Here is a 24,785-nt window from a genome sequence, read left to right as displayed (position 1 = left end):
ATAAACTGTTTTAGGCGGCCAGTTTACGGCGGTTGTACAAACCACCCAACAAACCGGTGAAGCATCCGATGAGTAACCCGCTGACATGGGCTGCGTTGGCAATTTCACCGAAGCCGATCATCGAGATCAGCCCGGACAGGCACAGCACCAGCCACACCAGCATCATCACCAGCACACCGCGCGGCAGGCGATAAGCCGGGTTCGGCGCCAACAGCTGGAAAATCCAGCAATGCCCGAGCAGGCCGTACAGCACACCGGACAACCCGCCGAACAAGGTCGGGCCGCTGAAATAATACTGGGCGCAGTTGGAAACGAGGCTGAACAGCAACGTCAGGCCAATCAGGTTGATGCTGCCCTGGCGCGATTCGATGCGCCGGCCCAGCTCCCAATACCACATGCCGTTCATGGCCAGGTGCAGGATACCGAAGTGGATCAGCATCGGCGTCATCAGTCGCCACCACTGCCCCGCCGCCAGGCTGTCAGCCAATGGCACGAAATGGATGTACTCGCCGACCACGCGAAAATCGAGGAAGGTCAGCCAGCGCATCGTGTCGAGATTTTCGCCCAGCAGCGTCACCGCGCCGACGAGGATGCTCAGCAGCAAAACCAGCGCTGTCGCCTTCGCGTAGCGCAGCTGCTCGACAAAACCAGGGCGCTGGAAGGTTTGCGCCGCTGGAATGTCCAGCTGCTGATCGGGGTCACCAGCAGGAAAGCGTTCGTACAGCGAAAGCACGTCCTCGCTGATGTTGGCCGGCACCCAGAGCACCTGTTCGCCCGACTCTTCGCTGACGCGATGCGGCACCTGCATGCGTTGCAGCAGTTTGACGAACCCGCTCAAGTCCACCGCCAGTGGCAGACGCAAAACAGCAACAGCACTCATTGCAGCACCTCCGGCCGTTCGACATCGACCCAGACAAATTTATTCGGATCGAGCCGGGTTTCCTGATCCAGCCGATAGGCGACCAGTTTGCCGTAGAGCACTGCGCTGTAATCCAGGCAGGCCAGGTTCGGGCGAATCGGCACCGGTTTGCCGCTGCGCCAGTAGTGACCGACGAACAACAGTGGCTCGTCGACGCCGTAACGCAGCAAGGTGTTTTTTTCCGTGGACGTCAGGGGCGTCTGCGCCACGGGTTCGGGCAATGCGTCAGGCTGGAACACGATGTCTCCGTAGGTTTGCGGGTCGTCTTCCCAGAATTTGGTGCGGAAGAATGAGCGCACCAGGCCGTCGCCGCTGGTCATGGTCAAGCCATGGGGCAAGCGCATGTCGGTGCCGCGCAGCAGCCGGTCGAACACGGTGCAGGCGAAACTGCCCGGCACGGCCGACGCCTGGAGGAAATGCTCATCGACGCAGCCATTGGAGAACAGCGAGCGCAACGGCTCTATCAGGCCCGAATCCCAGCATGCATGCACCACCCGGAAGCGGCCGGCGTCGATGAACAGTGGCAACTCGTAGAACCATTGCAGGAAGTCATGCCAGTCACCGGGATGGTCTTGGAACTGGGTCAGGGTTTCGCCCAGCAATCGGGCATGACGCGGCGTGTGTTCCCGGACGAACTGCTTGCCGCTGCCCGGTGGCGCTGGCGTGCTCCAGCCCAGTGCGTTGAATTCATGGTTGCCCATGATGCACAGCGCCTGGCCGGCCTCGACCATGTCATGGACGATGTGCAGCGCCTCGCGAATGCGCGGGCCGCGATCAATGATGTCGCCCACAAACACGGCCATCCGTGATGGATGTCGCCAGACGCCGCGTTGTTTCTGGTAACCGAGCCGGTCGAGCAAGTGCTCAAGGGTCAGAGCGCAACCGTGCACGTCACCGATCAGGTCGTAGCTACGCGCGGGATCGAGCATCAGTCGCCTCCACCACCCAATCGACTGCCCCAACCGAGTTTGGTCCGGCAGACTTCATAGTAGTTGTGGTCAAGCGGATGAATCAGCCGCAGCTTCTGCGCTTTCTTGCTGATGGTGATGGTGTCGCCGGGGGCGCAGGTGAAGTGGTTCTGCCCGTCACAGGAGACTTGCGGGTAAATCTGCATATCTTTGGACACGACGATTTTCAGCTCACTGTTGCCATCGACCACAATCGGCCTGCCCGACAAGGTATGGGGGTACATCGGCACAATCACAATAGCGTCGAGCTTGGGATGCATGATCGGTCCGCCCGCCGACAGCGCGTAGGCGGTCGAACCGGTGGGCGTCGCGACGATCAGGCCGTCGGCCTTCTGGCTGCAAACGAACTGGCCGTCGATGTACAGTTCGAACTCGATCATTCGCGTCGATTTGCCGGGATGCAGCACCACGTCATTGAGTGCATCGCCCTGACCGATGGCCTCGGCATGACGGCGGACTTCGGCTTGCAGCAGAAAGCGGTTTTCCACCAGGTAATGGCCGTCGAGCACTTCGGCAACCTTGACTTCCAGCTCGTCTGGACGAATATCGGTCAGGAAACCGAGGCTGCCGCGGTTGATGCCGAGCACCGGAATATTGTGCTTGGCCAGCGCCCGGGCGGCGCCGAGCAGGCTGCCGTCACCGCCGACCACAATCACCATGTCACACACTTCGCCGAGCATCTTGCGTGACGAGGTTTGCAGGCCGTGACCGGGAAGGACTTCGGCGATGGTGTCTTCGAGGATCACGTGCAAGTGACGATCGAGCAGAAACCGTTTCAGTCGGCGGACGGTATCCAGCACCTGAGAACTGCCCAGGCGACCGATGATGCCGATATTACGAAATTGCTCCATGGGGTTCCTGCGAGGACGGCGAAAAAGACGATTATGGGCGAAAGCGCTGGATAGACAAAATCCTTTCAGCCGCAAGGGTGTACTCATGTTTAGGGCTATGCTCGCAAGATGATCCTATTTCCCGATTTGCTCTCGTTGCCCCATCAGTTGCGCCACCCCGAAGTGCGCGACCTGGCCTGGGTCATCCTCGCGCCGCCGATGCTCGTCGATACACCGTGGCCGCAACGCCATCCCCTGGCCGGCAGCGAATGGGTGCAAGAGCCGGAGCGCCTGGAGCGCTGGCTGCGGCAACTGGACCGTGACAGCTATGACTTGCTGCACTGGCTGTCCCAGGCCCGCACCCGGCGTCTGGGCCTGTATTACGAGCGCCTGTGGCAGTACGCGGTGCGTCACGCGCCGGGGATCGAGCTGATTGCCGCCAACCTGCCGATCCGCCGTGAAGGCCACACACTGGGTGAGTTGGACATGCTGCTGCGTGACCGCGACGGCGTGCACCACCTGGAACTGGCTATCAAGCTCTATCTCGGGCCGCAAAATGGCGACGGGCATGACACCGCTCAGTGGCTCGGCCCCGGTTGTCATGATCGGCTGGACCGCAAACTGGCACACCTGGCTCTGCATCAACTGCCCATTTCTGCCCGCGGCGAAAGTCGCGAAGTGCTGGCGGCCCTGGATATTCAGCAGTTCAGTGCACACTTGTGGCTCGGCGGTTACCTGCTGTATCCGTGGCCGGGACGCGCCGCGCCACCCGGCGGTGCGCATCCGCAGCATTTGCGCGGTAGCTGGCTGCATCAGAAAGACTGGGCGGACTTTGTCGTGCAGCGCCCCTTCGGTCGCTGGCAACCCCTGCCCCGCCATGCCTGGCTGGCACCGGCGCATTATCCCGCGGAGCACACCTGGAATGTCGAGCAATTGAGTGCCTGGCTCAGTGAACTGGAGCCCTTGGCGCCCGCGCAATTGATGGTACGCCTGGTCGAAAATGCCGAGGGGGAATGGGAGGAAGCGGAACGGTTGTTTCTGGTGGCGGATCTTTGGCCGAATGTGCCGGGTAGTGGTTGAGATGCGTGGTGTCTGGACCGGCCCCTTCGCGGGCAAGCCCGCTCCCACATGTGATCTCCTTATGACGTAGATCCAATGTGGGAGCGGGCTTGCCCGCGATGAAGCCAACTCGGACTAGAGGGACAACCGCACAGCCAAAGCCGCCAACGTCACCAACAATACCGGCACCGTCAACACCACCCCGACCTTGAAGTAATACCCCCAGCCAATCCGGATGCTCTTGCGTTCCAGCACATGCAGCCACAACAACGTCGCCAGACTGCCAATCGGCGTGATTTTCGGCCCAAGATCGCTACCGATGACGTTGGCATAAATCATCGCCTCCTTCACCACACCATTGGCCTGACTGGCATCGATCGACAGCAAACCGATGAGCACCGTCGGCAAATTGTTCATCATCGAAGACAGAATCGCCGTCAGCACGCCCGTGCCCATGGCCGCGCCCCACACGCCGTAATGTGCAAACCCGTCCAGCCAACCCGCCAGATACCCGGTCAACCCGGCATTGCGCAGGTCATACACCACCAGGTACATACCCAGCGAAAAAATCACGATCTGCCACGGCGCTTCTTTCATCACCTTGCGCGTTGAAATCTTGTGGCCCCGGGCGGCGATCCCCAACAGCAACGCGGCGCACACCGCAGAAATGGCGCTGATCGGAATGCCCAGCGGCTCCAGGGCAAAACAACCCACGAGCAGGATCACCAACACTACCCAACCAGCAAAAAACGTCGCCTTGTCATGTATCGCAGTCGCCGGCAGCTCCAATTGCTCGGGGTCGTAAGCCTTGGGAATGTCGCGACGGAAGAACCACATCAACACCGCCAGCGTCGCCGCGACGCTCACCAGGTTGACCGGGACCATGACCGCCGCGTAGCGGTTGAACGTGATATGAAAGAAGTCGGCGGAAACAATGTTCACCAGGTTCGACACCACCAGCGGCAGGCTTGCAGTGTCGGCGATAAAACCGGCGCCCATCACGAACGCCAGCGTGGCTGCCGGGGAGAATCGCAGCGCCAGCAGCATGGAAATCACGATGGGCGTCAGAATCAGCGCCGCGCCATCATTGGCGAACAATGCCGAGACCAACGCCCCTAGCAGCACCATATAAGCAAACAGCTTACGCCCGCTGCCCCGCCCCCAACGCGCCACATGCAAGGCGGCCCAGGCAAAGAAGCCCGCCTCGTCCAGTAACAGACTGATGATGATCAATGCCACGAACGTGCCGGTGGCGTTCCAGATGATCTGCCATACGATCGGGATGTCGCTCAACTGCACCACACCGAAAATCAGCGCCAGCATAGCGCCGAATACCGCACTCCAACCGACACCCAGGCCTTTGGGTTGCCAGATCACCAGCGTGATGGTCAGCAGGAAAATGAGTGAAGCGATGAGCATGCAAAACAACTTTAAGCGGAAAACAAACCGCGATTCAGCCGCAATGCACGAGCGGAGTAAAGCCAAAACTTGCTGCCAGCCACGATACCTGTAGCAGCTGCCGAGCCCGCGAGGCTGCTGCTACAAAGGCAATCACACTTTTTTGTGTTGTTCGACCCATTGGCCGTAGGCGTTGATGAATTTCTGCAAGAACGGTTTGACCGACTCTGAGGGTTTTCCTGCCTCGTCGAACGCTGAACCGGCACCACTGAGGTAGGCTTCCGGCTGCTGCATGCACGGCACATCCAGAAACACCATGGACTGACGCAAGTGATGGTTGGCGCCAAACCCGCCGACAGCACCCGGCGAAGCACTGATGATTGCGCCCGGTTTGCCGCTCCATGCACTCTGGCCATACGGCCGCGATCCCACGTCGATGGCATTCTTCATAGGCGCCGGCACCGAACGGTTGTATTCCGGGGTGACGAACAGCACTGCGTCGGATGAACGTACTTGTTGTCGGAAAGTGCTGTAGGCTGCCGGCGGTGAAGCGCCATCGATGTCTTCGTTGTAGAGTGGCAAGTCACCAATTTCGACGATTTGAAGTTTGAGATTCGCGGGAGCAAGGTTGGCCAGCGCCAGTGCCACCTTGCGATTGATCGATGCCTTTCTCAAGCTGCCGACTATTACGGCGATCGTATAGACGTTGCTCATGGAAGATGTCTCGACTGTCCGATGGAAGAGCTTGTAGTTATAGATGACGAATCACCCAGCGGGCTGTTGAATTTCACTGCCCCTGACTATTTTTTTCTTGCAAGAAAACTTACTTCGCCCAAGCACGGTCTACAGAACCGAAATTTGAGTGATTTATCTCCAGAGGTTCTAAACAGATGGCAGCAGTACTTGTCGGTCAGTTCCACGCAAGAGATGCGGAAGGCCGCGTTTATTCCGTGCATGAGTTCCAGGAATCCACCCCGTCGGCAGACGGTTTGGGCAGCACGGAGCCTGTCACCACCTACAAACTGGCCATTGGCGACCGTATCAAGAAGCTGGATGACAACCAGTTTCTGCTGGTTCAATCGGAAGTGACCATCGTGCGCGAACCCGACACGTTTGTTGGCAGCGTGCCAGTTGCCAACGTCGCGTCATAACCCCGCGTTATGAGCAGAAGTCATAGGCGCGCACTTGAGTTAGGATTCAGTCACTGATTCCCTCACCTGCCGAACATGGACTTCACGCATGCGTTTACGCCACATCGAAGTGATCCACGCGCTTGTGCAGACCGGTCACCTGGGCACCGCTGCCGAATGGCTGCAGTTGCCGGTGGCCGAGGTTGAAGGCATTTTGCGCGAGGCCGAGGGTCAGTTGGGTTTCATGCTGTTTTCCAGCGTGCGCGGACGCTTACAGGCGACCCGCGAAGCGCGGGAGCTACAGGTCGAAATCGCCCACGTCTACGAAGCGCTTGAACCCGTTCAGCGCCTGGCCGCCAGCCTCAAGCAATACCAGGCACCGCCCCTGCGCATCATCTGCACCCCGCCGCTGGCCCAACAACTGTTGCCTCAGAGCATCGCCGTCCTGCGCCGACGCCTGCCCGATGCACCTTGCAGCTTGCTGAGCCACCCGACCCGCGAGATCATCAAAACCCTGTTGTTGCGCGAGAGCGATCTGGGGTTGAGCCTGCAGGATCCCGACCACGCGGACATCCATTGCCAGGTGATTGCCCAAGGCAAGCTCCAGCTCTTGGCGCCCCATGGCTGGCTGCAGCCCAAGCAGAAATACATTTCGTTGCAGGATCTGGCGGGCCAGTCGATGGTCGGACTGGAAGGCCACGACCCGCTAAGCCCGGCACTCGAGAACAAATTGCAGGCCTTGCGCCCTGCCCCGCTCGTGCATATCCGGGTGCAGACGCATCAAATGATGCGCAGCATGGTCGAGGCCGGTGAAGGCCTGGCGATTGTCGACCCGTTTACCGCCCTTGGCGCCAAATCCAGCGGACTGGATGTTTGCCCGCTGGCGCCGGCAGTGCCAGTCAGCCTCTACGCCCTGACCCTGAAAAACGGCGAGCCATCCGCCGCCGTTCAGACACTGCTGGACATCATTACGGAACAAGCCGCGGCGATGCTCGCGAACTGAGCGGGTTTTCCAGCGAATTATCGAACAAGCGATACCAAAACAGCGCCACTTCGGCGGTGTTCGGATCGATCCCGCGATAGCGCAGATGATCGATCCCGCCAATCACATAACCACACCGCTCATAGAGCCGACAGGCGCCCAGGTTGTTGTTCTGGGTTTCAAGCATGATGCCCGGCAGTTTTTTCTTGCGACTCCAGAACTGAGCCACGTCCAGCAACGCTTTGGCCACGCCATGGTGCCGCGCCGGGGCATGCACCGCCAGCTCGTCGATATGGGCAAAGCCGTTCCAGTTGGTGCTGACCACCAGATGGCCGACGGGCTCATCATCGAGATAGGCCATGAAAATCGCACTGTCGGCGGCGTCGCGAAAACTGCTGAACTCTTCAGGGTCGATGCCGTAACACTTTCGATAAGGGGTGATCTGCGTGATCGGCCACTGCTCGACCGGTTTGCCCATTTCGGCGGTGCCATAGGCGGCGACTTCAAAGCTGAAATCACTGCCCCAGATATAGGCTGCGAAGCCGTCATCGGCGACACGCACAGAAAGGCCGGGGTACTTGGGATTAATGACAGGTTGCATACTGGGAAAGGTCCTCATTCCTTGATGCAATCGACGGTGTAGTGCCGTCCATTGCCCTCGTCTTCGTGTTGCAAGCCATGCACATCGACGACGAATCCGGGGAAACTGCTATCAAACGTTCGTGCAAATGAAAGGTAGTCGATGATTGACCGGGTCGCCTCTGTGAACCGCTCGCCCGGCATGATCAATGGAATGCCCGGCGGATACGGAACCAGCATCACCGCAGCAATCCGCCCGTCCAGAGCATCGATCGACACGGCTTCCACCTCGCTCCGCACCAAATGATCATAGGCGTCGGCCGGCTTCATGACGATTTCCGGCAGCACGGTGTACATGCGCTTGAGGTGTTTGGCCGTGGCATTGCTGCGATAGCAGGCGTGCAATTGATCGCACAAATCGCGCAAGCCCATGCCTTGATAACGCCCGACGCTCTGTTGCGCCACACAGGGCAGGCAGGTTGCCAGGCTGACGTTGGCATCGTAGCTGCGCTTGAACTCCAACAACTCGGTCAACAGCGTGCTCCATTTGCCTTTGGTGATGCCCATCGAGAACAGCACCAGGAACGAATACAGCCCGGTCTTTTCGACCACCAACCCGCGCTCCCAGAGGAATTTACTGACGACGGCCGCCGGAATCCCGCGTTCGCTCAGCGCGCCGCCGGCGGTCAGGCCAGGCATCACCAGGGTGACTTTGATCGGATCGAGCAACACGTAATCGTCGGTCACGCCGCCAAAGCCGTGCCAGTCGGCATCGGGTTGCAGCAGCCAGTCTTCGGTGACCACGCGATCGATGCCTTCCACCGACGGCGGCTGCCAGATGGAAAACCACCAGTCATCCGCCGCAATGTGCTGCCGCAAATTGGCCAGGGCGCGACGAAAACTCAGGGCCTCGTCAAACATCTCCTGCAATAGCGAACGCCCGGACGGACCCTCCATCATCGCCGAGGCCACGTCCAGCGACGCAATGATGCTGTATTGGGGCGACGTGGAGATGTGCATCATGAACGCTTCGTTGAAGCGGTCGCGGTCCAGTTGCCGAGCGCCGCCGTCCTGAACATGAATCATCGAGGCCTGACTGAACGCTGCCAGCAACTTGTGCGTGGAATGCGTGGTGAACACCAGCGGACTGTCTTCGCTACGCGAAGTGCCCATGCCGTAACGCCCGGCGAAAAACTCATGGAACGCCGCATAGGCGTACCAGGCCTCGTCGAAATGCAGCACCTCGACGCTGCTGCCCAGGCTCTGCTTGATCAACTCCGCGTTGTAGCAAAGGCCGTCATAGGTCGAGTTGGTGATGACCGCTAATTTGACCTTGGGCGCGAGACCTTTGGTCAGCGGGCTGGCGTCGATCTTGGCCTGGATCGACTCGCGGCTGAATTCGCTCAACGGAATCGGGCCGATGATCCCCAGTTCGTTGCGCTCCGGGCACAGGTACAACGGGATCGCGCCGGTCATGATGATCGAATGCAACACCGACTTGTGACAGTTGCGGTCCACCAGCACCAGGTCATCGCGGGCGACCATCGAATGCCAGACGATTTTGTTGGCGGTCGAGGTGCCATTGATCACGAAAAAGGTGTGATCGGCGCCGAAATTGCGCGCGGCGCGCGCTTCCGCTTCCGCCAGCGGACCGGTGTGATCGAGCAAGGAACCCAATTCGGGAACCGACACGGACAAATCCGAACGCAGGGTGTTTTCCCCAAAAAACTGGTGAAACGCCTGCCCGACCGGGCTCTTGTGGTACGCCACGCCACCGCCGTGGCCAGGTGTGTGCCAGGAATAATTGGAATCGGCGGTGTGTTGCACCAGCGCCTTGAAAAACGGTGGCAGTAGACAGTCCAGGTACTTGCGTGCGGCCCGGGCCACTTGCCGGGCCAGGAACGGCACCGTGTCTTCGAACAGATAAAGAATGCCGCGCAACTGATTGAGTTCGGCCATCGCATCGGCGGGCGCGTTTTCCAGCGTCACTTGTTCGCCGAGGGCGAAGATCGGCAGGTCCGGCGCACGCACTCGCGCCAGGCCGATCAACTCGGCCATGTTTTGCAATAAATGCGAGTCGGTACTGGCGTCTTCAGCGGCAATCAACATGCAAGAGAGGCCGTGATGGGTCGACGCGACCAGCCGCCCTTCGGTGTAATCCACCGCCGAAACAATGCTGAAGCCTTCCTGCTCCAACTCCCGGGCGATGCCCCGCACGCGATCGCCGGCGACGGTGTCGGCCTTGATGTCACGGTGGACGATCAGGACCGGGAACTTCAAATCTTTATACATGGGGCTCAGTGTCCTGAGGCGGCAGACTGCAGCCTGCCAATATCCTCAGGGTAGAGGGTTGATGCGGATGTGGCGAGTGCCGATGCCCTGAAGTGGGTCACCGGGCGCACGCTAATGTCGCAAACGAACACGACCTGTAGCAGCTGTCGAGCACCGCGAGGCTGCGTTCGGCTGCGTTCGGCTGCGTAGCCGTCGTAAACCCAGAGAACGCGGTATACCTGAAACACCGTAGTGTCTGGTTTCACGCCTGCTTCGCAGCCGGACGCAGCCTCGCGGTGCTCGACAGCTGCTACGGATTCAGGCCTGCGCCTTGGCATCCGCCAGTTGCTGCCACAGCGACGGGGCGCCGGCGGCTTTCGCGATGGCTTCAAGACGCGCCACATGCTGGGCCAGGTCATCTTCGCTGGCGCGGATGATGCGGGCGCGTGTGCGGTCGGCCGGCAAGCGGCGGATTTCGGTGGCCGAGTTATCTGCACCTTCGCCGGAGCCATTACCGTCGGACGCATTACCGGCCAGCGACAGGCTGGTCTGGCCGCCGGTCATGGTCAGGTAAACGTCAGCCAGAATTTCGGAGTCGAGCAAGGCGCCGTGCAGCTCTCGACCCGAGTTATCGACGCCATACCGTTTGCACAAGGCGTCGAGGCTGTTGCGCTGCCCCGGGTGACGTTCCCGGGCCATCATCAAGGTATCGAGGATCGAGCAGTGTTGCGTGATGTCCGCACGATCGTGCTGGCCCATCAGGGCGAATTCGTTGTTGATGAAGCCAACGTCGAACGCCGCGTTATGGATGATCAGTTGCGCGCCTTTGATGAATTCGAAGAACTCATCGGCCACTTCAGTGAAACGCGGTTTGCCCACCAGAAATTCGTTGGTGATGCCGTGGACGCCGATAGCGCCTTCGTCACTCTCGCGATCCGGTTGCAGGTAAACGTGAAAATGCCGGCCGGTCAGGCGCCGACCGATCAACTCGACACAGCCGATTTCGATAATCCGGTGGCCGTCGGTCACCGGCATGCCGGTGGTTTCGGTATCGAGTACAACGGATCTGGTGGCCATCAGTGCTCAGCTCTCAACGGGTCATTCGTGCAAAAGCGGCGATGTTAACACGCTCGCGGGATCCGGCGCGCACAGCCACGTGACCGGCGCTCATGCAGTTTGAGGATTCGTGGGGCGGTCAGCGATCAGTTTTCTGACCAGCAACTGGCCACCACCAGCTTGATGCTGCGATGTCCTGTGGGAGCCGGGCTTGCCCGCGATGCAGACGCTGCGGACTTTCAGTAAAGCCGCGTCATCGTTCATCGCGGGCAAGCCCGGCTCCCACAGGAGAACGGTGGAATCATCAAGCCTGCTTGTAACCGCGCACTTCATCCACACCCCGGTTGGCCAACTGGTCTGCCCGTTCGTTACCGTGGTGACCGATGTGCCCCCGCACCCATTTCCAGGTGACGTTGTGGCGATTGACCTGTTCATCCAACAACTTCCACAAGTCGGCATTTTTAACCGGCTCTTTCGCCGCGGTTTTCCAGCCGCGCTTCTTCCAGTTGTCCATCCATTCGTTGATGCCTTTCATCACGTACTGGGAGTCGGTCACCAGCAGCACGTCGCACGAGCGCTTGAGCTCTTCGAGGCCACGAATAGCGCCCATCAGCTCCATGCGGTTGTTGGTGGTGTTGGCTTCGCCGCCCCACAATTCCTTTTCAACGCCTTTGCACACCAGCAGTGCGCCCCAGCCGCCAGGGCCAGGGTTGCCTTTGCAGGCGCCGTCGGTGAAGAGTTCTACGCTATCGCTCATGCCAATCTATCCAGAAAATGCGGTGGCTCGACGATCAGAGATCGACGATGCCCGAGGCCGGGACTGACCCGACCGGGAATATTAAAAAGGTATTACGGGTCGATGCGGCGACGATTGACCTTGGCCATTGGCAAGGGAATCAGCTTGCCCATCGGTTCGCGCCGTTCCTGACGAAGTGGACGCAGGCCCACCACGATCTTGCGTGCCACCAATAAATAGAAACCGCCGCCCGACAGTTGCCAGTCGCCGGCCTTGCGCTCCCAACCGGCCAGACGGGCCTGCCAGGCGGGTGAAGCAAGCGGCGGACGATAGCACCCGAAGCGGCGTTTCTCCAGCGCGAAACCCAGCAGGTTCAGCCAGTCGGCGACGCGCGACGGCGAGATGCAACGCGCCTTGCGCATGGCGTCATGGGTGAACACATGACGCAAGCCCCAAGTGCTCCACGGATTGATGCCGATGATCAGCAAATGCCCGCCCGGCCGCACGCTGCTCGCCGCTTCACGCAGCAAACCATGGGGCGACAGACAGAAATCCAGCCCATGCTGCAACACCACTACGTCAGCGGCGTGCTCGCTCAACGGCCAGGCCTGTTCTTCACAAACGATTTCGACACCGGGCAACGGCGCACCGAGCCGCACATTGCGCTGCACTTGGGGCGCCGACGGCGGCGTCTGGGCCGACGGACCGTAATGCACCAGATAACCGCCGAAGAAGCGCCCCAACTCGTCTTCGAGCATGCGTCGTTCTTCATCCAGCAAAAATTTCCCGATAGGGCCGGACAGCCATTCACGGGCCGCGCTGATCAATGTCAGCCACTCGGGATCAGCCTGAGCGAACGCTTTATCGGTCATTGCATTCTCCAACGCGCCAGGAAGTTCTAAGATGCACCATTGTTTTCCGCTTGGCGAATCCGACGATGATACAGATCAGTGCCCTGCCCGCCTTCACCGACAACTACATCTGGTTGTTACAAGACCACCGCACCCAGCGCTGCGCCGTGGTCGATCCGGGTGATGCCGCCCCCGTGCAGGCCTGGCTTGCAGCGCATCCGGGTTGGGCATTGAGCGATATTCTGATCACTCACCACCATCATGACCACGTCGGCGGCGTCGAGCGGCTGAAAAAAGCGACTAACGCGAAGGTCTATGGCCCCGCCAGCGAAACCATCCCGGGCCTGGACGTGGCGCTCAAGGACAACGACCGTGTCAGCGTGCTGGGCTGGGACTTCGATGTTTTCGCCGTCCCCGGTCATACACTGGGGCACATTGCCTATTACCATCATGGTCTGTTGTTCTGCGGTGACACCCTGTTTGCCGCCGGTTGCGGACGGTTGTTCGAAGGCACGCCTGAACAAATGCACACCTCGCTGACACGCCTGGCCGCATTGCCGGAAGACACGCTGGTGTATTGCACCCACGAATACACTCTGAGCAACCTGAAATTTGCTGCCGCAGTGGAGCCTGACAATCCGGACATTGCCGCTCGCCTGGCCAAGGTGACGCAACAACGCGAAGCCGGGATCATGACCTTGCCGTCGACGCTGGCCCTGGAAAAGCTCACCAACCCGTTTTTACGCGCCTCTGAAACATCTGTTAAAGAAAAATTGGACGAACGGATTGGCCCCGATAACCGGGCACCAAGTAAGGTTTTTTCTGCTTTAAGGGCTTGGAAAGATACGTTCTAAGCCGTCTTCGTTTTGTAATGAAAATACTGAATGGTTGACCGCAGGGGGGACGCTTTCTAGAATCGACCGACATTTTTGCCCGGAACTTACTTCCAGCCAATGTCGTCATCTATTAGTAAAGTCATCAATTCAGACGCATTGACCCGCTTGGCTCAAGCCATAGCGGTGGCTGTGTCCGCCACTCTGGCGGGTTGTTCCAGTCATGTGCCGCAGACCGACGCGACACATACCCCGAATATCGCCGCCCGCGCCAAACAGAAACCCATTTGGCTCAGTGAAAAGCCAAGCCCTCTAGCTGCACAGGACGTCTGGGAGCGCATGCGCCTGGGCTTCCAGTTGCAGGACGGCCTGGGCGTCAACCCGCGCATCGAGCAACAGCGACTGTGGTTCGCCAGTAACCCGTCCTTCCTCGAAAACGCCGGCGAGCGCGGTAGCCTGTACATTCACTACATCATCGAACGCCTTGAAGAACGCAACATGCCGCTGGAACTGGCGTTGCTGCCGGTGATTGAAAGCTCCTACAACCCGATGGCTTATTCCCGGGCCAACGCGGTGGGTCTTTGGCAATTCATCCCTTCCACCGGCCGTTACTACAACCTGCGCCAGACCAGTGCCTATGATGGCCGACGCGACATTACTGCATCGACCACCGCAGCCCTGGATTACCTGACCCGCCTGCACGACATGTTCAACGGTGACTGGATGCTCGCCCTTGCCGCCTACAACGCCGGCGAAGGCACGGTCAGCCGCGCTATCGAGCGTAACGAAAGGCTCGGCCTGCCGACCGACTACTGGAACCTGCCACTGCCGTCGGAAACCCAGGCCTACGTGCCCAAGCTGCTGGCCTTGTCGCAAGTGGTAATGGCACCCGAAGCCTACGGCGTGAACCTCAACCCGATCGCCAACGAGCCGTACTTCAAGGTCGTCGAAATCAACCAGCGCATGGACCTGTCCACAGTTGCCGCGGTGGCCAACATCGACGAAGACGAACTGTTCCAGCTCAACCCGGCGTTCAAACAGCGCACCACCCTTGACGGCCCCCAGCATCTGCTGGTGCCCACGTCCAAGGCGCAGTTGTTGACCACTAGCCTGTCGACCATGCGTCCGGAAGAGTTGATCAGCAAGAAGCCACTCAAACCAGTCTTCGACGGCGCAGACGGCTCTCAAATCGCCAGCGTCAAGCGCACTTACCGGGTCAAACGCGGCGACAGCCTCGGCACCATCGCCAAGGCTAATGACGTCGACGTCAAAGACCTGCAGCGCTGGAACAAGCTGACCGGCAAGAACCTCAAGTCGGGTCAGAAGCTGGTGATCCATGACACCACCAAGCGCGGTAGTGGTCGTGTCAACACGGTCGTGGCCGCCAACAGCAAAGCCGACCAAAAGAAGCCACAGACCCAATACAAGGTTCAGCAAGGCGATTCGTTGTACATCGTCGCCAAGCGCTTCAATGTCGAGATGCAGCATCTCAAACGCTGGAACCCGCGTGTCGGCAAGGCGCTGAAGCCTGGGCAGGTGCTGACGGTATCTTCGCCACACTAAAAAGAACCCCTGATGTCAGGGTTTTTTTTTCGCCTGCGATTTGAAGGCTGTTGTGTTGTGGCTGTTGTGGCGAGGGGGCTTGTCGGAACACCGCACCGCCCCGTTGGGTCGCGAAGCGGCCCCCGCGCTCCTTCAGATGCCCTTAATCTTCAGGATTGGCGTCTGCTTCGCAGCCGAACGGGGGCAAGCCCCCTCGCCACAGGTTTTGTGTTCGATCACCGCCACTGCGCAATTAACAGTGCATTAACCCCCCGTCTTTTTCCTGTCGATACAAGCTGTTACTGTACGGACCACAAAGCCCAAGCCGCCTGGATCGGATCTCTGACTTGAAGCGTCCCCTCCTTCTGCTCCTGATCAGCCTGGCCTTGAGCTCTCCCGCAAGCGCGACGATCAGCGAAAGCCACGGTTATGCGCAGTTCGGCACGCTCAAGTACCCGGCCCGATTTACCCACTTCGACTGGGTCAACCCGCAAGCGCCCAAGGGCGGTACCTTGCGGGTGATGGCGTTTGGCACCTTCGATACGCTCAATCCTTATACCTTCAAGGGCTCAAGCCCGGTCTCGACGCCGAATTTCCTGCAATACGGGATCAATGAGCTGAACGAGCCGCTGATGGTCGGCACCGGCCAGTACGCGCCGTCCGGCGACGAGCCGACCTCCAGTTATGGCCTGATCGCCCAGTCGGTGGAATACAGCGAGGACCGCAGTTGGGTGGTGTTCAACCTGCGCCCCGAAGCGCGGTTCCACGATGGTTCGCCGATTACTGCGAAGGACGTCGCGTTCTCCTACCGACTGTTGCTCAAGGAAGGTCATCCACAGTACCGGACCAATCTTCAGGAAGTAGCGCGGGTCGATATTCTCAACCCGCACCGAGTTCGATTCGTCTTCAAGCGCACCGGTAACCCGTTGTTGATCCTGCGCCTGGGCGAATTGCCGGTCATGTCTGCGCAGTACTGGAAAGGTCGCGACTTCAAGGCGACCACCTTCGAGCCACCCTTGGGCAGCGGGCCGTATCGCATCACTTCAGTGACGCCCGGGCGGCAGATTGTTTTTGAGCGGGTCAAGGACTACTGGGGCAAGGATCTGCCGGTCAATCGCGGCAAGTACAACGTTGATCGCATGGAGGTCGAGTTTTACCGTGACAGTGATGTCGCCTTCGAGGCGTTCAAGGCCGACGAGTTCGACGTTTACATCGAGCATCAAGCCAAGAACTGGGACAACGGCTACAACTTCCCGGCGGTACGACGCGGTGACGTGATCAAAGCGCAGATCCCGCATCAGATTCCGACCCAGAGCCAGGGCCTGTTCATGAACACCCGGCGCCCGACCTTCGCCGAAACGAAAGTCCGCGAAGCCCTGGGGCTGATGTTTGATTTCGAATGGACCAACCGCACGCTGTTCAGCGGCGCCTACAAGCGCTCCCTGAGTTACTACCCCAACAGCGAATTCTCGGCCAGCGGCCTGCCGGTCGGTCATGAATGGCTGATGCTCAAGCCGTATCGCGAACAGTTGCCCGCCAAACTCTTCACCGAGCCGTTCAGCCTGCCGCAAACCGACGGCCGCGGCATTCCCCGGGAAACCCTGCGCAAGGCCCTTGGACTGCTTGCCGAGGCCGGCTGGAAGCTCAATGGCCAGCGTGTGCAGAACGCCGCCGGTCAACCGCTGCAACTCGAGATCCTGCTGGTCAACCCGAACCTGGAACGCATCCTCCAGCCCTACGTCGAGAACCTCGCCAGCATTGGTATCGACGCGCGACTGCGCACCGTCGACCGCGCCCAGTACAAACAGCGCCTGGATCAGTTCGACTTCGACATGATTTTGATGACCCTCAACCAGACCCTCAGCCCGGGCCTGGAGCAGTGGCAGTATTTTCATTCCAGTCAGGTCGGAATCAAGGGCAGTAAAAACTACGCCGGTATCGCCAACCCGGTGGTCGACCATTTACTCGAACAACTGCTCGCCGCCCAGAGCCGCGACGAACAAGTCGCCGCCGGCAAAGCCCTCGACCGCGTGTTGCTGTGGCAGCACTACAGCATTCCCAACTGGTACCTCAATTATCACCGCCTGGCTTACCGTAACCGGTTCGCCTTTGTCACCACACCGCCCTACACCCTGGGCCTGAGCGCGTGGTGGCTGAAGTCTTCGGAGAAAGATCAATGAAACCCGTACGCGCCCTGCTGTTGCAGGCCAGCGGTCTGCTGTTCGCCGGGCTGGCCTGTGCCGCCCCGCAACACGCTGTGACCCTCTACAACGAGCCACCGAAGTACCCGGCAGACTTTAAACATTTCGACTATGTGAACCCGGATGCGCCCAAGGGCGGGATCTTTCGTCAGGCCGGTTTCGGCGGCTTCGACAGTCTCAATCCGTTTATCAGCAAGGGCGTTCCGGCCGACGACATCGGCATAATCTACGACACCCTCGCCAGACAAGGGCTGGACGAGCCGTTCACCGAATATGGCCTGGTGGCCGGCCAGATCGAGAAAGCCCCGGACAACAGCTGGGTGCGTTTCTACCTGCGCCCTGAAGCGCGATTCCACGATGGCCATCCGATCCGCGCCGAAGACGTGGTGTTCAGCTTCCAGATGCTGACCAAGGACGGCGCGCCGCTCTATCGGGGTTACTACAACGACGTCGAGGAAGCGGTCGCCGAAGACCCACTGACCGTGCTATTCAAGTTCAAGCACACCAACAACCGTGAGTTGCCGCTGATCCTCGGCCAGTTGCCGGTGTTGCCCAAGCATTGGTGGGCCGACCGCGATTTCAACAAGGGCAACCTTGAGATACCGCTGGGCAGTGGCCCGTACAAAGTCAGTCAAGTGAAGGCCGGGCGTTCGATTCGCTATGAGCGGGTCAAGGATTACTGGGGCAAGGACTTGCCGGTCAATCGTGGGTTCTACAACTTCGACGTGATGACCACCGATTACTACCGCGACAACACCGTGGCGCTCGAAGCGTTCAAGGCCGGGCAGTTCGATTACTGGCTGGAGATGACCGCGAAGAACTGGGCAAACGCCTACAACGTCCCAGCCGTCACCGAAGGCCGCTTGATCAAGGAACAGATCCCCAACGGCAACACCACCGGCATGCAGGGTTTTGTGTTCAACCTGCGTCGCCCGTTGTTCCAGGACGTGCGCGTGCGTGAGGCCCTGACGTTGCTGCTGGACTTTGAATGGACCAACAAGCAATTGTTCAACAGCGCCTACGCGCGCACCCGCAGCTATTTCGAGAATTCGGAAATGGCCGCCACCGGCCTGCCGGATGCCGATCAACTGGCGATCCTCGATCCGTTCCGCGGCAAAATCCCTGAGCAGGTGTTCAGCGAGGCGTTCCAGAACCCGGTGACCGACGCCAGCGGCATGATTCGCGACCATCAGCGCAAAGCCTATCAATTGCTGCAAGAGGCCGGCTGGCGGATCGTCGATGACAAAATGGTCGATGCCACCGGCAAACCGGTGACCATCGAGTTTCTGTTGGCCCAGACCGAATTCGAGCGGGTACTCCTGCCGTTCAAGCGCAACCTCAGCGACCTGGGGATCGACCTGGTGATCCGCCGGGTCGACGTCTCGCAGTACATCAACCGCGTGCGCTCACGAGACTTCGACATGATCGTCGGCAGCTTTCCGCAGTCCAGTTCTCCTGGCAACGAACAGCGCGAATTCTGGATGTCTGCCGCCGCCGACAAACCCGGCAGCCGCAATTCCATGGGCCTGAAAGACCCGGTGGTGGACCAACTGGTCGAGCAACTGATCAACGCCGATTCGCGCAAAAGCCTGGTGGCGCATGCCCGGGCACTGGACCGCGTGCTGCAATGGGGTTATTACGTGATCCCCAACTGGCACATCAAGACCTGGCGCGTGGCGTACTGGAACCACATCGGCCATCCTAAAACCTCACCCCTGTACGACATCGGCACAAACACGTGGTGGATCAAGCCAGACGCGAAACCTGCGATAGAAGTCGAAACCATACTGCAAGCCTCCCCTGCGGCCACGGAGTAATCAGATGCTGGCGTATATTTTTCGGCGACTGCTGCTGATCATTCCGACCTTGTTCGGCATTTTGCTGATCAACTTCGTGATCATCCAGGCCGCTCCCGGCGGCCCGGTAGAGCAGATGATCGCCAAGCTCGAAGGCTTCGAAGGCGCCACCAGCCGCATCGCCGGTGGTGGCGCCGAAGTGTCGGTGGCCGGCTCCGCCTATCGCGGCGCCCAAGGCCTGGACCCGGCGCTGGTCAAGGAAATCGAGCGCATGTACGGCTTCGACAAGTCGGCACCGGAACGCTTGTGGATCATGGTGAAGAACTATGCGTCTCTGGATTTCGGTGACAGCTTCTTTCGCGATGCCAAGGTCATCGACCTGATCAAGGAAAAGTTGCCGGTGTCGATCTCCCTCGGGTTGTGGAGCACGCTGATCATGTACCTGGTGTCGATTCCGCTGGGGATCGCCAAGGCTACGCGACACGGCAGCCACTTCGATGTCTGGACCAGTTCGGCGATCATCGTCGGCTACGCGATCCCGGCGTTCCTGTTTGCGATCCTGCTGATCGTGGTGTTCGCCGGCGGAAGCTATTTTGACTGGTTCCCGTTGCGCGGGCTGACGTCGAATAATTTCGATGAGTTGAGCATGGGCGGCAAAATCCTCGATTACTTCTGGCACCTGGCCTTGCCGGTGACGGCGCTGGTGATCGGCAACTTCGCGACCATGACCCTGCTGACCAAAAACAGCTTCCTCGATGAAATCAACAAACAGTACGTGGTCACCGCCAAGGCCAAGGGCCTGACCCGTCATCGTGTGCTTTACGGCCACGTGTTCCGCAACGCCATGTTGCTGGTGATCGCCGGGTTTCCGTCAGCGTTCATCGGGATCTTCTTTACCGGATCGTTGCTGGTGGAAGTGATTTTCTCCCTCGACGGCCTCGGCTTGATGAGCTTTGAAGCCGCGATCAACCGCGATTACCCGGTGGTGTTTGGCACGCTGTTTATCTTCACCTTGATGGGCCTGGTGGTGAAACTGATCGGCGACCTGACCTACACCTTTGTCGATCCGCGCATCGACTTCGAAAGCCGGGAGCATTGAGATGAACCTGTCCCCGCTCAATCGACGCCGTTTCGAACTGTTCAAGGCCAACAGGCGTGGCTGGTGGTCGCTGTGGCTGTTTCTGCTGTTGTTCGGCCTGAGCCTTGGCGCCGAGCTGATCGCCAACGACAAACCGCTGGTGGTGCATTACGACAACAGTTGGTACTTCCCTGCGCTCAAGCGCTACCCGGAAACTACTTTCGGCGGCGAATTCCCGCTGGAAGCCAATTACAAGAGCCCGTACATCCGCGAACTGCTCAAGGCCAAGGACGCCTGGGTGCTGTGGGCGCCGATTCCCTACAGCTATCAAAGCATCAACTACGACCTGAAAGTCCCGGCCCCGGCGCCACCGTCGATGGAAAACCTGCTCGGCACCGATGATCAGGGGCGCGACGTGCTGGCGCGGGTGATTTACGGCTTCCGGATTTCGGTGTTGTTCGCCCTCACCCTGACCATTCTCAGTTCGATCATCGGTGTGATTGCCGGGGCCTTGCAGGGTTTCTATGGCGGCTGGGTGGACCTGGCCGGGCAACGTTTTCTGGAAATCTGGTCCGGCTTGCCGATGCTGTACCTGCTGATCATCCTGGCCAGCTTCGTACAGCCGAATTTCTGGTGGTTGCTGGGGATCATGCTGCTGTTTTCGTGGATGAGCCTGGTGGACGTGGTGCGCGCCGAGTTCCTGCGCGGGCGCAACCTTGAATACGTGCGTGCGGCGCGGGCGCTGGGGATGCAGAACGGTGCGATCATGTTCCGCCACATCCTGCCCAACGCCATGGTCTCGACCATGACGTTCATGCCGTTCATCCTGACCGGCGCTATAGGCACCTTGACCGCACTGGATTTCCTCGGTTTCGGCTTGCCACCTGGCGCGCCGTCGCTGGGTGAGTTGGTGGCCCAGGGCAAGTCCAACCTGCAAGCCCCATGGCTCGGCATCAGCGCGTTTGCGGTGCTGGCGATAATGTTGAGTTTGCTGGTGTTTATCGGCGAGTCCGCTCGCGATGCCTTCGACCCGAGGAAGTGAAATGAATCAGGACAATCTGATCGAAGTGCGCGACCTGTCCGTCGAGTTTGGCGTTGGCGAGCGCGTGCAACGGGTGGTCGAGGGCGTGAGCTTTGATATCCGGCGCGGCGAAACCCTGGCGTTGGTCGGTGAAAGCGGCTCGGGCAAGTCGGTCACCGCCCACTCGATCCTGCGACTGCTGCCCTACCCGATCGCCCGGCATCCGTCCGGCACCATCAAGTACGCCGGGCACAACCTGTTGGACCTGAAAGAAAAGACGATCCGCCACATCCGCGGCAACCGGATCGCGATGATCTTCCAGGAGCCGATGACCTCGCTAAACCCGCTTCACTCCATTGAAAAGCAGATCAACGAGGTGCTGGGCATCCACAAAGGCCTGACCGGCAAAGTGGCGACCAAACGCACGCTGGAACTACTGGAAATGGTCGGGATTCCCGAGCCGGAAAAACGCCTGAAAGCCCTGCCCCACGAATTGTCCGGTGGCCAGCGTCAGCGGGTCATGATCGCCATGGCCCTGGCCAATGAGCCTGAACTGCTGATCGCCGATGAACCGACCACGGCGCTGGACGTGACCGTTCAGCTGAAAATTCTCGAATTACTCAAGGAATTACAGACCCGCCTGGGCATGGCACTGCTGCTGATCAGCCACGATTTGAACCTTGTGCGAAGAATTGCGCATCGCGTATGTGTCATGCAGCGCGGTTGCATCGTCGAACAGGCATCGTGCGAGGAACTGTTCCGCGCGCCGCAGCATCCGTACACTCGAGAATTGCTGGCAGCGGAGCCCAGCGGCAAGCCGGCGACCAATCTTATCGGGCCGCCATTGCTGCAAGTCGAGGACCTGAAAGTCTGGTTCCCGATCAAGAAAGGCTTGCTGAAAAAGACCGTTGACCACATCAAAGCGGTGGACGGAATCAATTTCAGCCTGCCGCAGGGGCAGACCCTGGGGATTGTGGGTGAAAGCGGTTCCGGCAAATCGACGCTCGGCCTGGCGATTTTGCGGCTGATCGGCAGCAAGGGCGCGATCCGTTTTGAAGGCAAGCAGCTAGACTGCCTGACGCAGAACGAAGTTCGACCGTTGCGCCGCGAGATGCAGGTGGTGTTTCAGGACCCGTTTGGTAGCCTGAGCCCGCGGATGTGCGTGAGCCAGATCGTCGGCGAAGGCCTGCGGATCCACAAGATGGGCACCGAGGCGGAACAGGAACAAGCGATTATTGCAGCACTCAAGGAGGTAGGTCTGGACCCGGAAACCCGGCACCGCTACCCCCACGAATTTTCCGGCGGGCAACGGCAGAGAATCGCCATTGCCCGGGCATTAGTGCTAAAACCGGCGTTGATTTTGCTGGACGAGCCAACTTCGGCCCTCGACCGCACGGTACAACGCCAAGTGGTGGAGCTGCTGCGGTCACTGCAAACCAAGTACAACCTGACGTATTTGTTTATCAGCCATGACCTGGCTGTCGTCAAAGCGCTGAGCCACCAGCTGATGGTGGTCAAGCAAGGCCAAGTGGTCGAACAGGGAGACGCGCAAAGTATCTTTGCCGCCCCCAAACATCCGTATACACAGCAGTTGCTGGAAGCCGCTTTCCTGGTACCAGCCACTGCGTAATAACCTGAAAGAGAGGAGCAACACATGGGTTTTCTCGCCGGTAAGCGCGTACTGATCGTCGGTGTCGCCAGCAAGCTGTCCATCGCATCCGGCATCGCTGCCGCCATGCATCGCGAGGGCGCTGAGCTTGCCTTCACTTATCAGAACGACAAACTCAAGGGTCGTGTCGAAGAGTTTGCACAGAGCTGGGGTTCGAGCCCTGAACTGTGCTTCCCGTGCGACGTGGCCAGCGATGAAGAAATCGCCAAGGTCTTCGTTGAGCTGGGCAAGAAGTGGGACGGCCTGGATTGCATCGTGCACTCCGTCGGCTTCGCCCCGGGCGACCAACTGGACGGCGACTTCACCGAAGCCACTACCCGTGAAGGTTTCCGTATCGCTCATGACATCAGCGCCTACAGCTTCGTGGCCCTGGCCAAAGCCGGTCGCGAAATGATGAAAGGCCGCAACGGTAGCCTGCTGACCCTGTCATACCTGGGCGCCGAGCGCACCATGCCGAACTACAACGTGATGGGCATGGCCAAGGCTTCGCTGGAAGCTGGCGTGCGTTACCTGGCCGGCTCCCTGGGCCCGGACGGCACCCGCGTCAACTGCGTATCGGCTGGTCCGATCCGCACCCTCGCCGCTTCCGGCATCAAGAACTTCCGCAAGATGCTGGCCGCCAACGAAGCGCAAACCCCGCTGCGTCGCAACGTCACCATCGACGAAGTCGGCAACGCCGGCGCCTTCCTGTGCTCGGACCTGGCGTCCGGCATCAGCGGCGAAATCATGTACGTAGACGGTGGTTTCAACACCACTGCAATGGGTAGCCTGGAAGAGTAATCTTCAGCTAGCCCAAAAAAACCCGCTGATTCTGGCGGGTTTTTTATGCCTGCAATTTCAGGACAGACGCAACCCCCTGTAGGAGCGGGCTTGCCCGCGAAAGCGGTGGATTATTCAACACTTGTATCGACTGACACACCGCCTTCGCGAGCAAGTCGGATCGCCGCACCGCCGCTCCTACAGGGGATTGGTGTTTAGCCGTCGGGCTGTGTGAGGCATTGGGCGAACAGCTGCTGAATCGGCTGTGTGCGCTGGCTATAGCGCTGCAACAGTACGATCTCCCGATAAAACGTCAGCTCGCCCAACGGGATGAACCTGACCTTAGCCCCATACTCCAGCCACAGCCCTGCCTCGGGCAGCAGCGAAACGCCCAACCCGCACTCGACCATTTTCACAATGGCTTCCAGCTCATCCAATTCCAGCGCCACCTGCACGTCAATCTGCTGTTCACGTAAAAACCGTGTCACCAGACGTCCGCCGAACGAGTTTCGGTCGTAGCGCACCTGCGGATGGTCGGCGAGTATCGGTAACGGCTCATCGCCCTCAAGGTCCATCGGCACGATCAAAACAAACGGCTCCCGGCGAATGACCTGCGCCGACAATTCCTTGGGCAGTTCAAACGGCGGCTTGATCAGAATCGCCAAATCCACCTCACCGGTGTCCACCTGGCTCAATAGATTCAGCGACACACCCGGCACCAATTTCGGCTCCAGCAACGGTGCCTGCTGCCTCAACCGCAACAACGCCTGGGGCAGCAACCCGGTCTGAGCCGTGGCCACTGCACCAATCTTCAACTCCCCTCTGTATTCACTGACGTCATCACTGATCGCCATGCGGCTGAAGGTGTCCAGCATCTCTTTGGCCATCGGCAACGCCCGCTGGCCTGCGGCGTTAAGAATCGCCTGACGCCCGGTGCGGTCGAACAGACGGATGCCCAGCGCCTGTTCCAGATTGCGCATCTGCGCGCTGACCGCCGACTGCGTCAGGCCGATGTGCATGCCGGCGGCAGCGAAGGTGCCGTAACGCGTGACGGCGATGAAGGTTTTCAGTTCCCGCAGCATGGCACTCTCGATTGATCGAAATAAT

At 59.7% G+C, this 24,785-nt stretch carries 22 protein-coding genes; 11 read left to right on the top strand and 11 right to left on the bottom strand.

All coding sequences use genetic code 11. The features are described 5' to 3' along the window. Positions 1–10: 10 nt before the first annotated feature. Genes ACWGZX_RS27090 through ACWGZX_RS27080 form a run of 3 tightly spaced genes read right to left on the bottom strand, consistent with a single transcriptional unit; the run spans position 11 to position 2,738 of the window. Complete coding sequence (locus ACWGZX_RS27090) at positions 11–880, bottom strand: rhomboid family intramembrane serine protease (RefSeq protein ID WP_452626224.1); 870 nt, start codon at positions 878–880, stop codon at positions 11–13. Further along, on the bottom strand, positions 877–1,848 hold the full coding sequence (locus ACWGZX_RS27085) for a metallophosphoesterase (RefSeq protein WP_452626223.1): 972 nt from the start codon (positions 1,846–1,848) through the stop codon (positions 877–879). The genes ACWGZX_RS27090 and ACWGZX_RS27085 overlap by 4 nt, the downstream gene beginning before the upstream one ends. Next, complete coding sequence (locus ACWGZX_RS27080; RefSeq protein WP_027923400.1) at positions 1,848–2,738, bottom strand: NAD(+) kinase; 891 nt, start codon at positions 2,736–2,738, stop codon at positions 1,848–1,850. Before ACWGZX_RS27080 ends, ACWGZX_RS27085 begins: the two co-directional genes overlap by 1 nt. 108 nt (positions 2,739–2,846) lie before the next feature. Between ACWGZX_RS27080 and ACWGZX_RS27075 the strand changes: the two genes are divergently transcribed. Then, positions 2,847–3,797 carry a DUF1853 family protein gene (locus ACWGZX_RS27075; RefSeq protein ID WP_452626222.1) on the top strand — a complete coding sequence of 317 codons (951 nt, stop codon included), beginning with the start codon at positions 2,847–2,849 and terminating at the stop codon, positions 3,795–3,797. Positions 3,798–3,911: 114 nt separating this feature from the next. On the opposite strand, the gene ACWGZX_RS27070 is transcribed toward ACWGZX_RS27075, so the two are convergent. Together ACWGZX_RS27070 and ACWGZX_RS27065 are read right to left on the bottom strand one after the other, a co-directional pair. Beyond that, on the bottom strand, positions 3,912–5,195 hold the full coding sequence (locus tag ACWGZX_RS27070; protein WP_452626221.1) for an arsenic transporter: 1,284 nt from the start codon (positions 5,193–5,195) through the stop codon (positions 3,912–3,914). A 132-nt stretch (positions 5,196–5,327) separates the two neighbouring features. Next, positions 5,328–5,888: an NADPH-dependent FMN reductase gene (locus ACWGZX_RS27065; RefSeq protein ID WP_452626220.1), complete on the bottom strand. Its 561-nt coding sequence runs from the start codon at positions 5,886–5,888 to the stop codon at positions 5,328–5,330. A gap of 176 nt (positions 5,889–6,064) precedes the next feature. Between ACWGZX_RS27065 and ACWGZX_RS27060 the strand changes: the two genes are divergently transcribed. Continuing rightward, positions 6,065–6,325 (top strand): hypothetical protein, encoded by a 261-nt coding sequence (locus ACWGZX_RS27060; RefSeq protein ID WP_452626219.1) that lies wholly within the window; start codon positions 6,065–6,067, stop codon positions 6,323–6,325. Positions 6,326–6,413: 88 nt separating this feature from the next. Then, complete coding sequence (locus ACWGZX_RS27055) at positions 6,414–7,307, top strand: LysR family transcriptional regulator (RefSeq protein WP_452626218.1); 894 nt, start codon at positions 6,414–6,416, stop codon at positions 7,305–7,307. Here ACWGZX_RS27055 and ACWGZX_RS27050 read toward each other — a convergent pair. The 5 genes from ACWGZX_RS27050 to ACWGZX_RS27030 all read right to left on the bottom strand — a co-directional run bounded on the left by ACWGZX_RS27050 (position 7,273) and on the right by ACWGZX_RS27030 (position 12,800). After that, a complete protein-coding gene (locus tag ACWGZX_RS27050) occupies positions 7,273–7,887 on the bottom strand; it encodes a GNAT family N-acetyltransferase (RefSeq protein WP_452626217.1) in 615 nt (204 codons plus the stop codon). The two genes, ACWGZX_RS27055 and ACWGZX_RS27050, sit on opposite strands and share 35 nt — an antisense overlap. Positions 7,888–7,901: 14 nt before the next feature. After that, positions 7,902–10,157 (bottom strand): Orn/Lys/Arg family decarboxylase, encoded by a 2,256-nt coding sequence (locus ACWGZX_RS27045; RefSeq protein ID WP_452626216.1) that lies wholly within the window; start codon positions 10,155–10,157, stop codon positions 7,902–7,904. Between the two features lie 297 nt (positions 10,158–10,454). Next, positions 10,455–11,213, bottom strand: a complete 759-nt coding sequence (dnaQ, locus tag ACWGZX_RS27040) for a DNA polymerase III subunit epsilon (RefSeq protein ID WP_007944584.1) — start codon at positions 11,211–11,213, stop codon at positions 10,455–10,457. 283 nt (positions 11,214–11,496) lie between these two features. Next, on the bottom strand, positions 11,497–11,949 hold the full coding sequence (gene rnhA / locus ACWGZX_RS27035; protein WP_008028618.1) for a ribonuclease HI: 453 nt from the start codon (positions 11,947–11,949) through the stop codon (positions 11,497–11,499). Positions 11,950–12,041: 92 nt separating this feature from the next. Next, positions 12,042–12,800: a methyltransferase domain-containing protein gene (locus ACWGZX_RS27030; protein WP_452626215.1), complete on the bottom strand. Its 759-nt coding sequence runs from the start codon at positions 12,798–12,800 to the stop codon at positions 12,042–12,044. Between the two features lie 65 nt (positions 12,801–12,865). Here ACWGZX_RS27030 and gloB point away from each other — a divergent pair, with 65 nt between their 5' ends. The 8 genes from gloB to fabI all read left to right on the top strand — a co-directional run bounded on the left by gloB (position 12,866) and on the right by fabI (position 23,699). Further along, positions 12,866–13,633 carry a hydroxyacylglutathione hydrolase gene (gloB, locus tag ACWGZX_RS27025; protein WP_452626214.1) on the top strand — a complete coding sequence of 256 codons (768 nt, stop codon included), beginning with the start codon at positions 12,866–12,868 and terminating at the stop codon, positions 13,631–13,633. Positions 13,634–13,732: 99 nt separating this feature from the next. Next, the gene (locus ACWGZX_RS27020; protein ID WP_452626213.1) at positions 13,733–15,175 is read left to right on the top strand and encodes a transglycosylase SLT domain-containing protein; all 1,443 of its coding nucleotides are present in this window, start codon (positions 13,733–13,735) and stop codon (positions 15,173–15,175) included. A 326-nt stretch (positions 15,176–15,501) separates the two neighbouring features. Next, positions 15,502–17,334 carry an extracellular solute-binding protein gene (locus tag ACWGZX_RS27015; protein WP_452626212.1) on the top strand — a complete coding sequence of 611 codons (1,833 nt, stop codon included), beginning with the start codon at positions 15,502–15,504 and terminating at the stop codon, positions 17,332–17,334. Beyond that, positions 17,331–19,172 carry an extracellular solute-binding protein gene (locus tag ACWGZX_RS27010; RefSeq protein WP_452626211.1) on the top strand — a complete coding sequence of 614 codons (1,842 nt, stop codon included), beginning with the start codon at positions 17,331–17,333 and terminating at the stop codon, positions 19,170–19,172. The genes ACWGZX_RS27015 and ACWGZX_RS27010 overlap by 4 nt, the downstream gene beginning before the upstream one ends. Positions 19,173–19,176: 4 nt before the next feature. Beyond that, the gene (locus tag ACWGZX_RS27005) at positions 19,177–20,250 is read left to right on the top strand and encodes a microcin C ABC transporter permease YejB (protein ID WP_452626210.1); all 1,074 of its coding nucleotides are present in this window, start codon (positions 19,177–19,179) and stop codon (positions 20,248–20,250) included. A gap of 1 nt (position 20,251) precedes the next feature. After that, positions 20,252–21,271: an ABC transporter permease gene (locus ACWGZX_RS27000; protein WP_223520840.1), complete on the top strand. Its 1,020-nt coding sequence runs from the start codon at positions 20,252–20,254 to the stop codon at positions 21,269–21,271. Between the two features lies 1 nt (position 21,272). After that, a complete protein-coding gene (locus ACWGZX_RS26995; RefSeq protein ID WP_452626209.1) occupies positions 21,273–22,880 on the top strand; it encodes an ABC transporter ATP-binding protein in 1,608 nt (535 codons plus the stop codon). 24 nt (positions 22,881–22,904) lie between these two features. After that, positions 22,905–23,699 carry an enoyl-ACP reductase FabI gene (gene fabI / locus ACWGZX_RS26990; RefSeq protein ID WP_452626208.1) on the top strand — a complete coding sequence of 265 codons (795 nt, stop codon included), beginning with the start codon at positions 22,905–22,907 and terminating at the stop codon, positions 23,697–23,699. Between the two features lie 194 nt (positions 23,700–23,893). Here the strand turns inward: fabI and ACWGZX_RS26985 are convergent, their stop codons facing one another. Next, positions 23,894–24,760: a LysR family transcriptional regulator gene (locus ACWGZX_RS26985; protein ID WP_452626207.1), complete on the bottom strand. Its 867-nt coding sequence runs from the start codon at positions 24,758–24,760 to the stop codon at positions 23,894–23,896. Positions 24,761–24,785 lie beyond the last annotated feature (25 nt).

The organism is Pseudomonas sp. CLCA07, assembly GCF_053615335.1.
This window is presented reverse-complemented; position numbering and strand designations above follow the sequence as displayed.

Coding starts and splice junctions, on each gene's coding strand:
- ACWGZX_RS27050 (WP_452626217.1), bottom strand. CDS start 7,887: ATGCAACCTGTCATTAATCCCAAGTACCCCGGCCTTTCTGTGCGTGTC.
- rnhA (WP_008028618.1), bottom strand. CDS start 11,949: ATGAGCGATAGCGTAGAACTCTTCACCGACGGCGCCTGCAAAGGCAAC.
- ACWGZX_RS27060 (WP_452626219.1), top strand. CDS start 6,065: ATGGCAGCAGTACTTGTCGGTCAGTTCCACGCAAGAGATGCGGAAGGC.
- fabI (WP_452626208.1), top strand. CDS start 22,905: ATGGGTTTTCTCGCCGGTAAGCGCGTACTGATCGTCGGTGTCGCCAGC.
- ACWGZX_RS26985 (WP_452626207.1), bottom strand. CDS start 24,760: ATGCTGCGGGAACTGAAAACCTTCATCGCCGTCACGCGTTACGGCACC.
- ACWGZX_RS27090 (WP_452626224.1), bottom strand. CDS start 880: ATGAGTGCTGTTGCTGTTTTGCGTCTGCCACTGGCGGTGGACTTGAGC.
- ACWGZX_RS27030 (WP_452626215.1), bottom strand. CDS start 12,800: ATGACCGATAAAGCGTTCGCTCAGGCTGATCCCGAGTGGCTGACATTG.
- ACWGZX_RS27045 (WP_452626216.1), bottom strand. CDS start 10,157: ATGTATAAAGATTTGAAGTTCCCGGTCCTGATCGTCCACCGTGACATC.
- gloB (WP_452626214.1), top strand. CDS start 12,866: ATGATACAGATCAGTGCCCTGCCCGCCTTCACCGACAACTACATCTGG.
- ACWGZX_RS27020 (WP_452626213.1), top strand. CDS start 13,733: ATGTCGTCATCTATTAGTAAAGTCATCAATTCAGACGCATTGACCCGC.
- dnaQ (WP_007944584.1), bottom strand. CDS start 11,213: ATGGCCACCAGATCCGTTGTACTCGATACCGAAACCACCGGCATGCCG.
- ACWGZX_RS27010 (WP_452626211.1), top strand. CDS start 17,331: ATGAAACCCGTACGCGCCCTGCTGTTGCAGGCCAGCGGTCTGCTGTTC.
- ACWGZX_RS27000 (WP_223520840.1), top strand. CDS start 20,252: ATGAACCTGTCCCCGCTCAATCGACGCCGTTTCGAACTGTTCAAGGCC.
- ACWGZX_RS27075 (WP_452626222.1), top strand. CDS start 2,847: ATGATCCTATTTCCCGATTTGCTCTCGTTGCCCCATCAGTTGCGCCAC.
- ACWGZX_RS27055 (WP_452626218.1), top strand. CDS start 6,414: ATGCGTTTACGCCACATCGAAGTGATCCACGCGCTTGTGCAGACCGGT.
- ACWGZX_RS27085 (WP_452626223.1), bottom strand. CDS start 1,848: ATGCTCGATCCCGCGCGTAGCTACGACCTGATCGGTGACGTGCACGGT.
- ACWGZX_RS27005 (WP_452626210.1), top strand. CDS start 19,177: ATGCTGGCGTATATTTTTCGGCGACTGCTGCTGATCATTCCGACCTTG.
- ACWGZX_RS26995 (WP_452626209.1), top strand. CDS start 21,273: ATGAATCAGGACAATCTGATCGAAGTGCGCGACCTGTCCGTCGAGTTT.
- ACWGZX_RS27080 (WP_027923400.1), bottom strand. CDS start 2,738: ATGGAGCAATTTCGTAATATCGGCATCATCGGTCGCCTGGGCAGTTCT.
- ACWGZX_RS27070 (WP_452626221.1), bottom strand. CDS start 5,195: ATGCTCATCGCTTCACTCATTTTCCTGCTGACCATCACGCTGGTGATC.
- ACWGZX_RS27065 (WP_452626220.1), bottom strand. CDS start 5,888: ATGAGCAACGTCTATACGATCGCCGTAATAGTCGGCAGCTTGAGAAAG.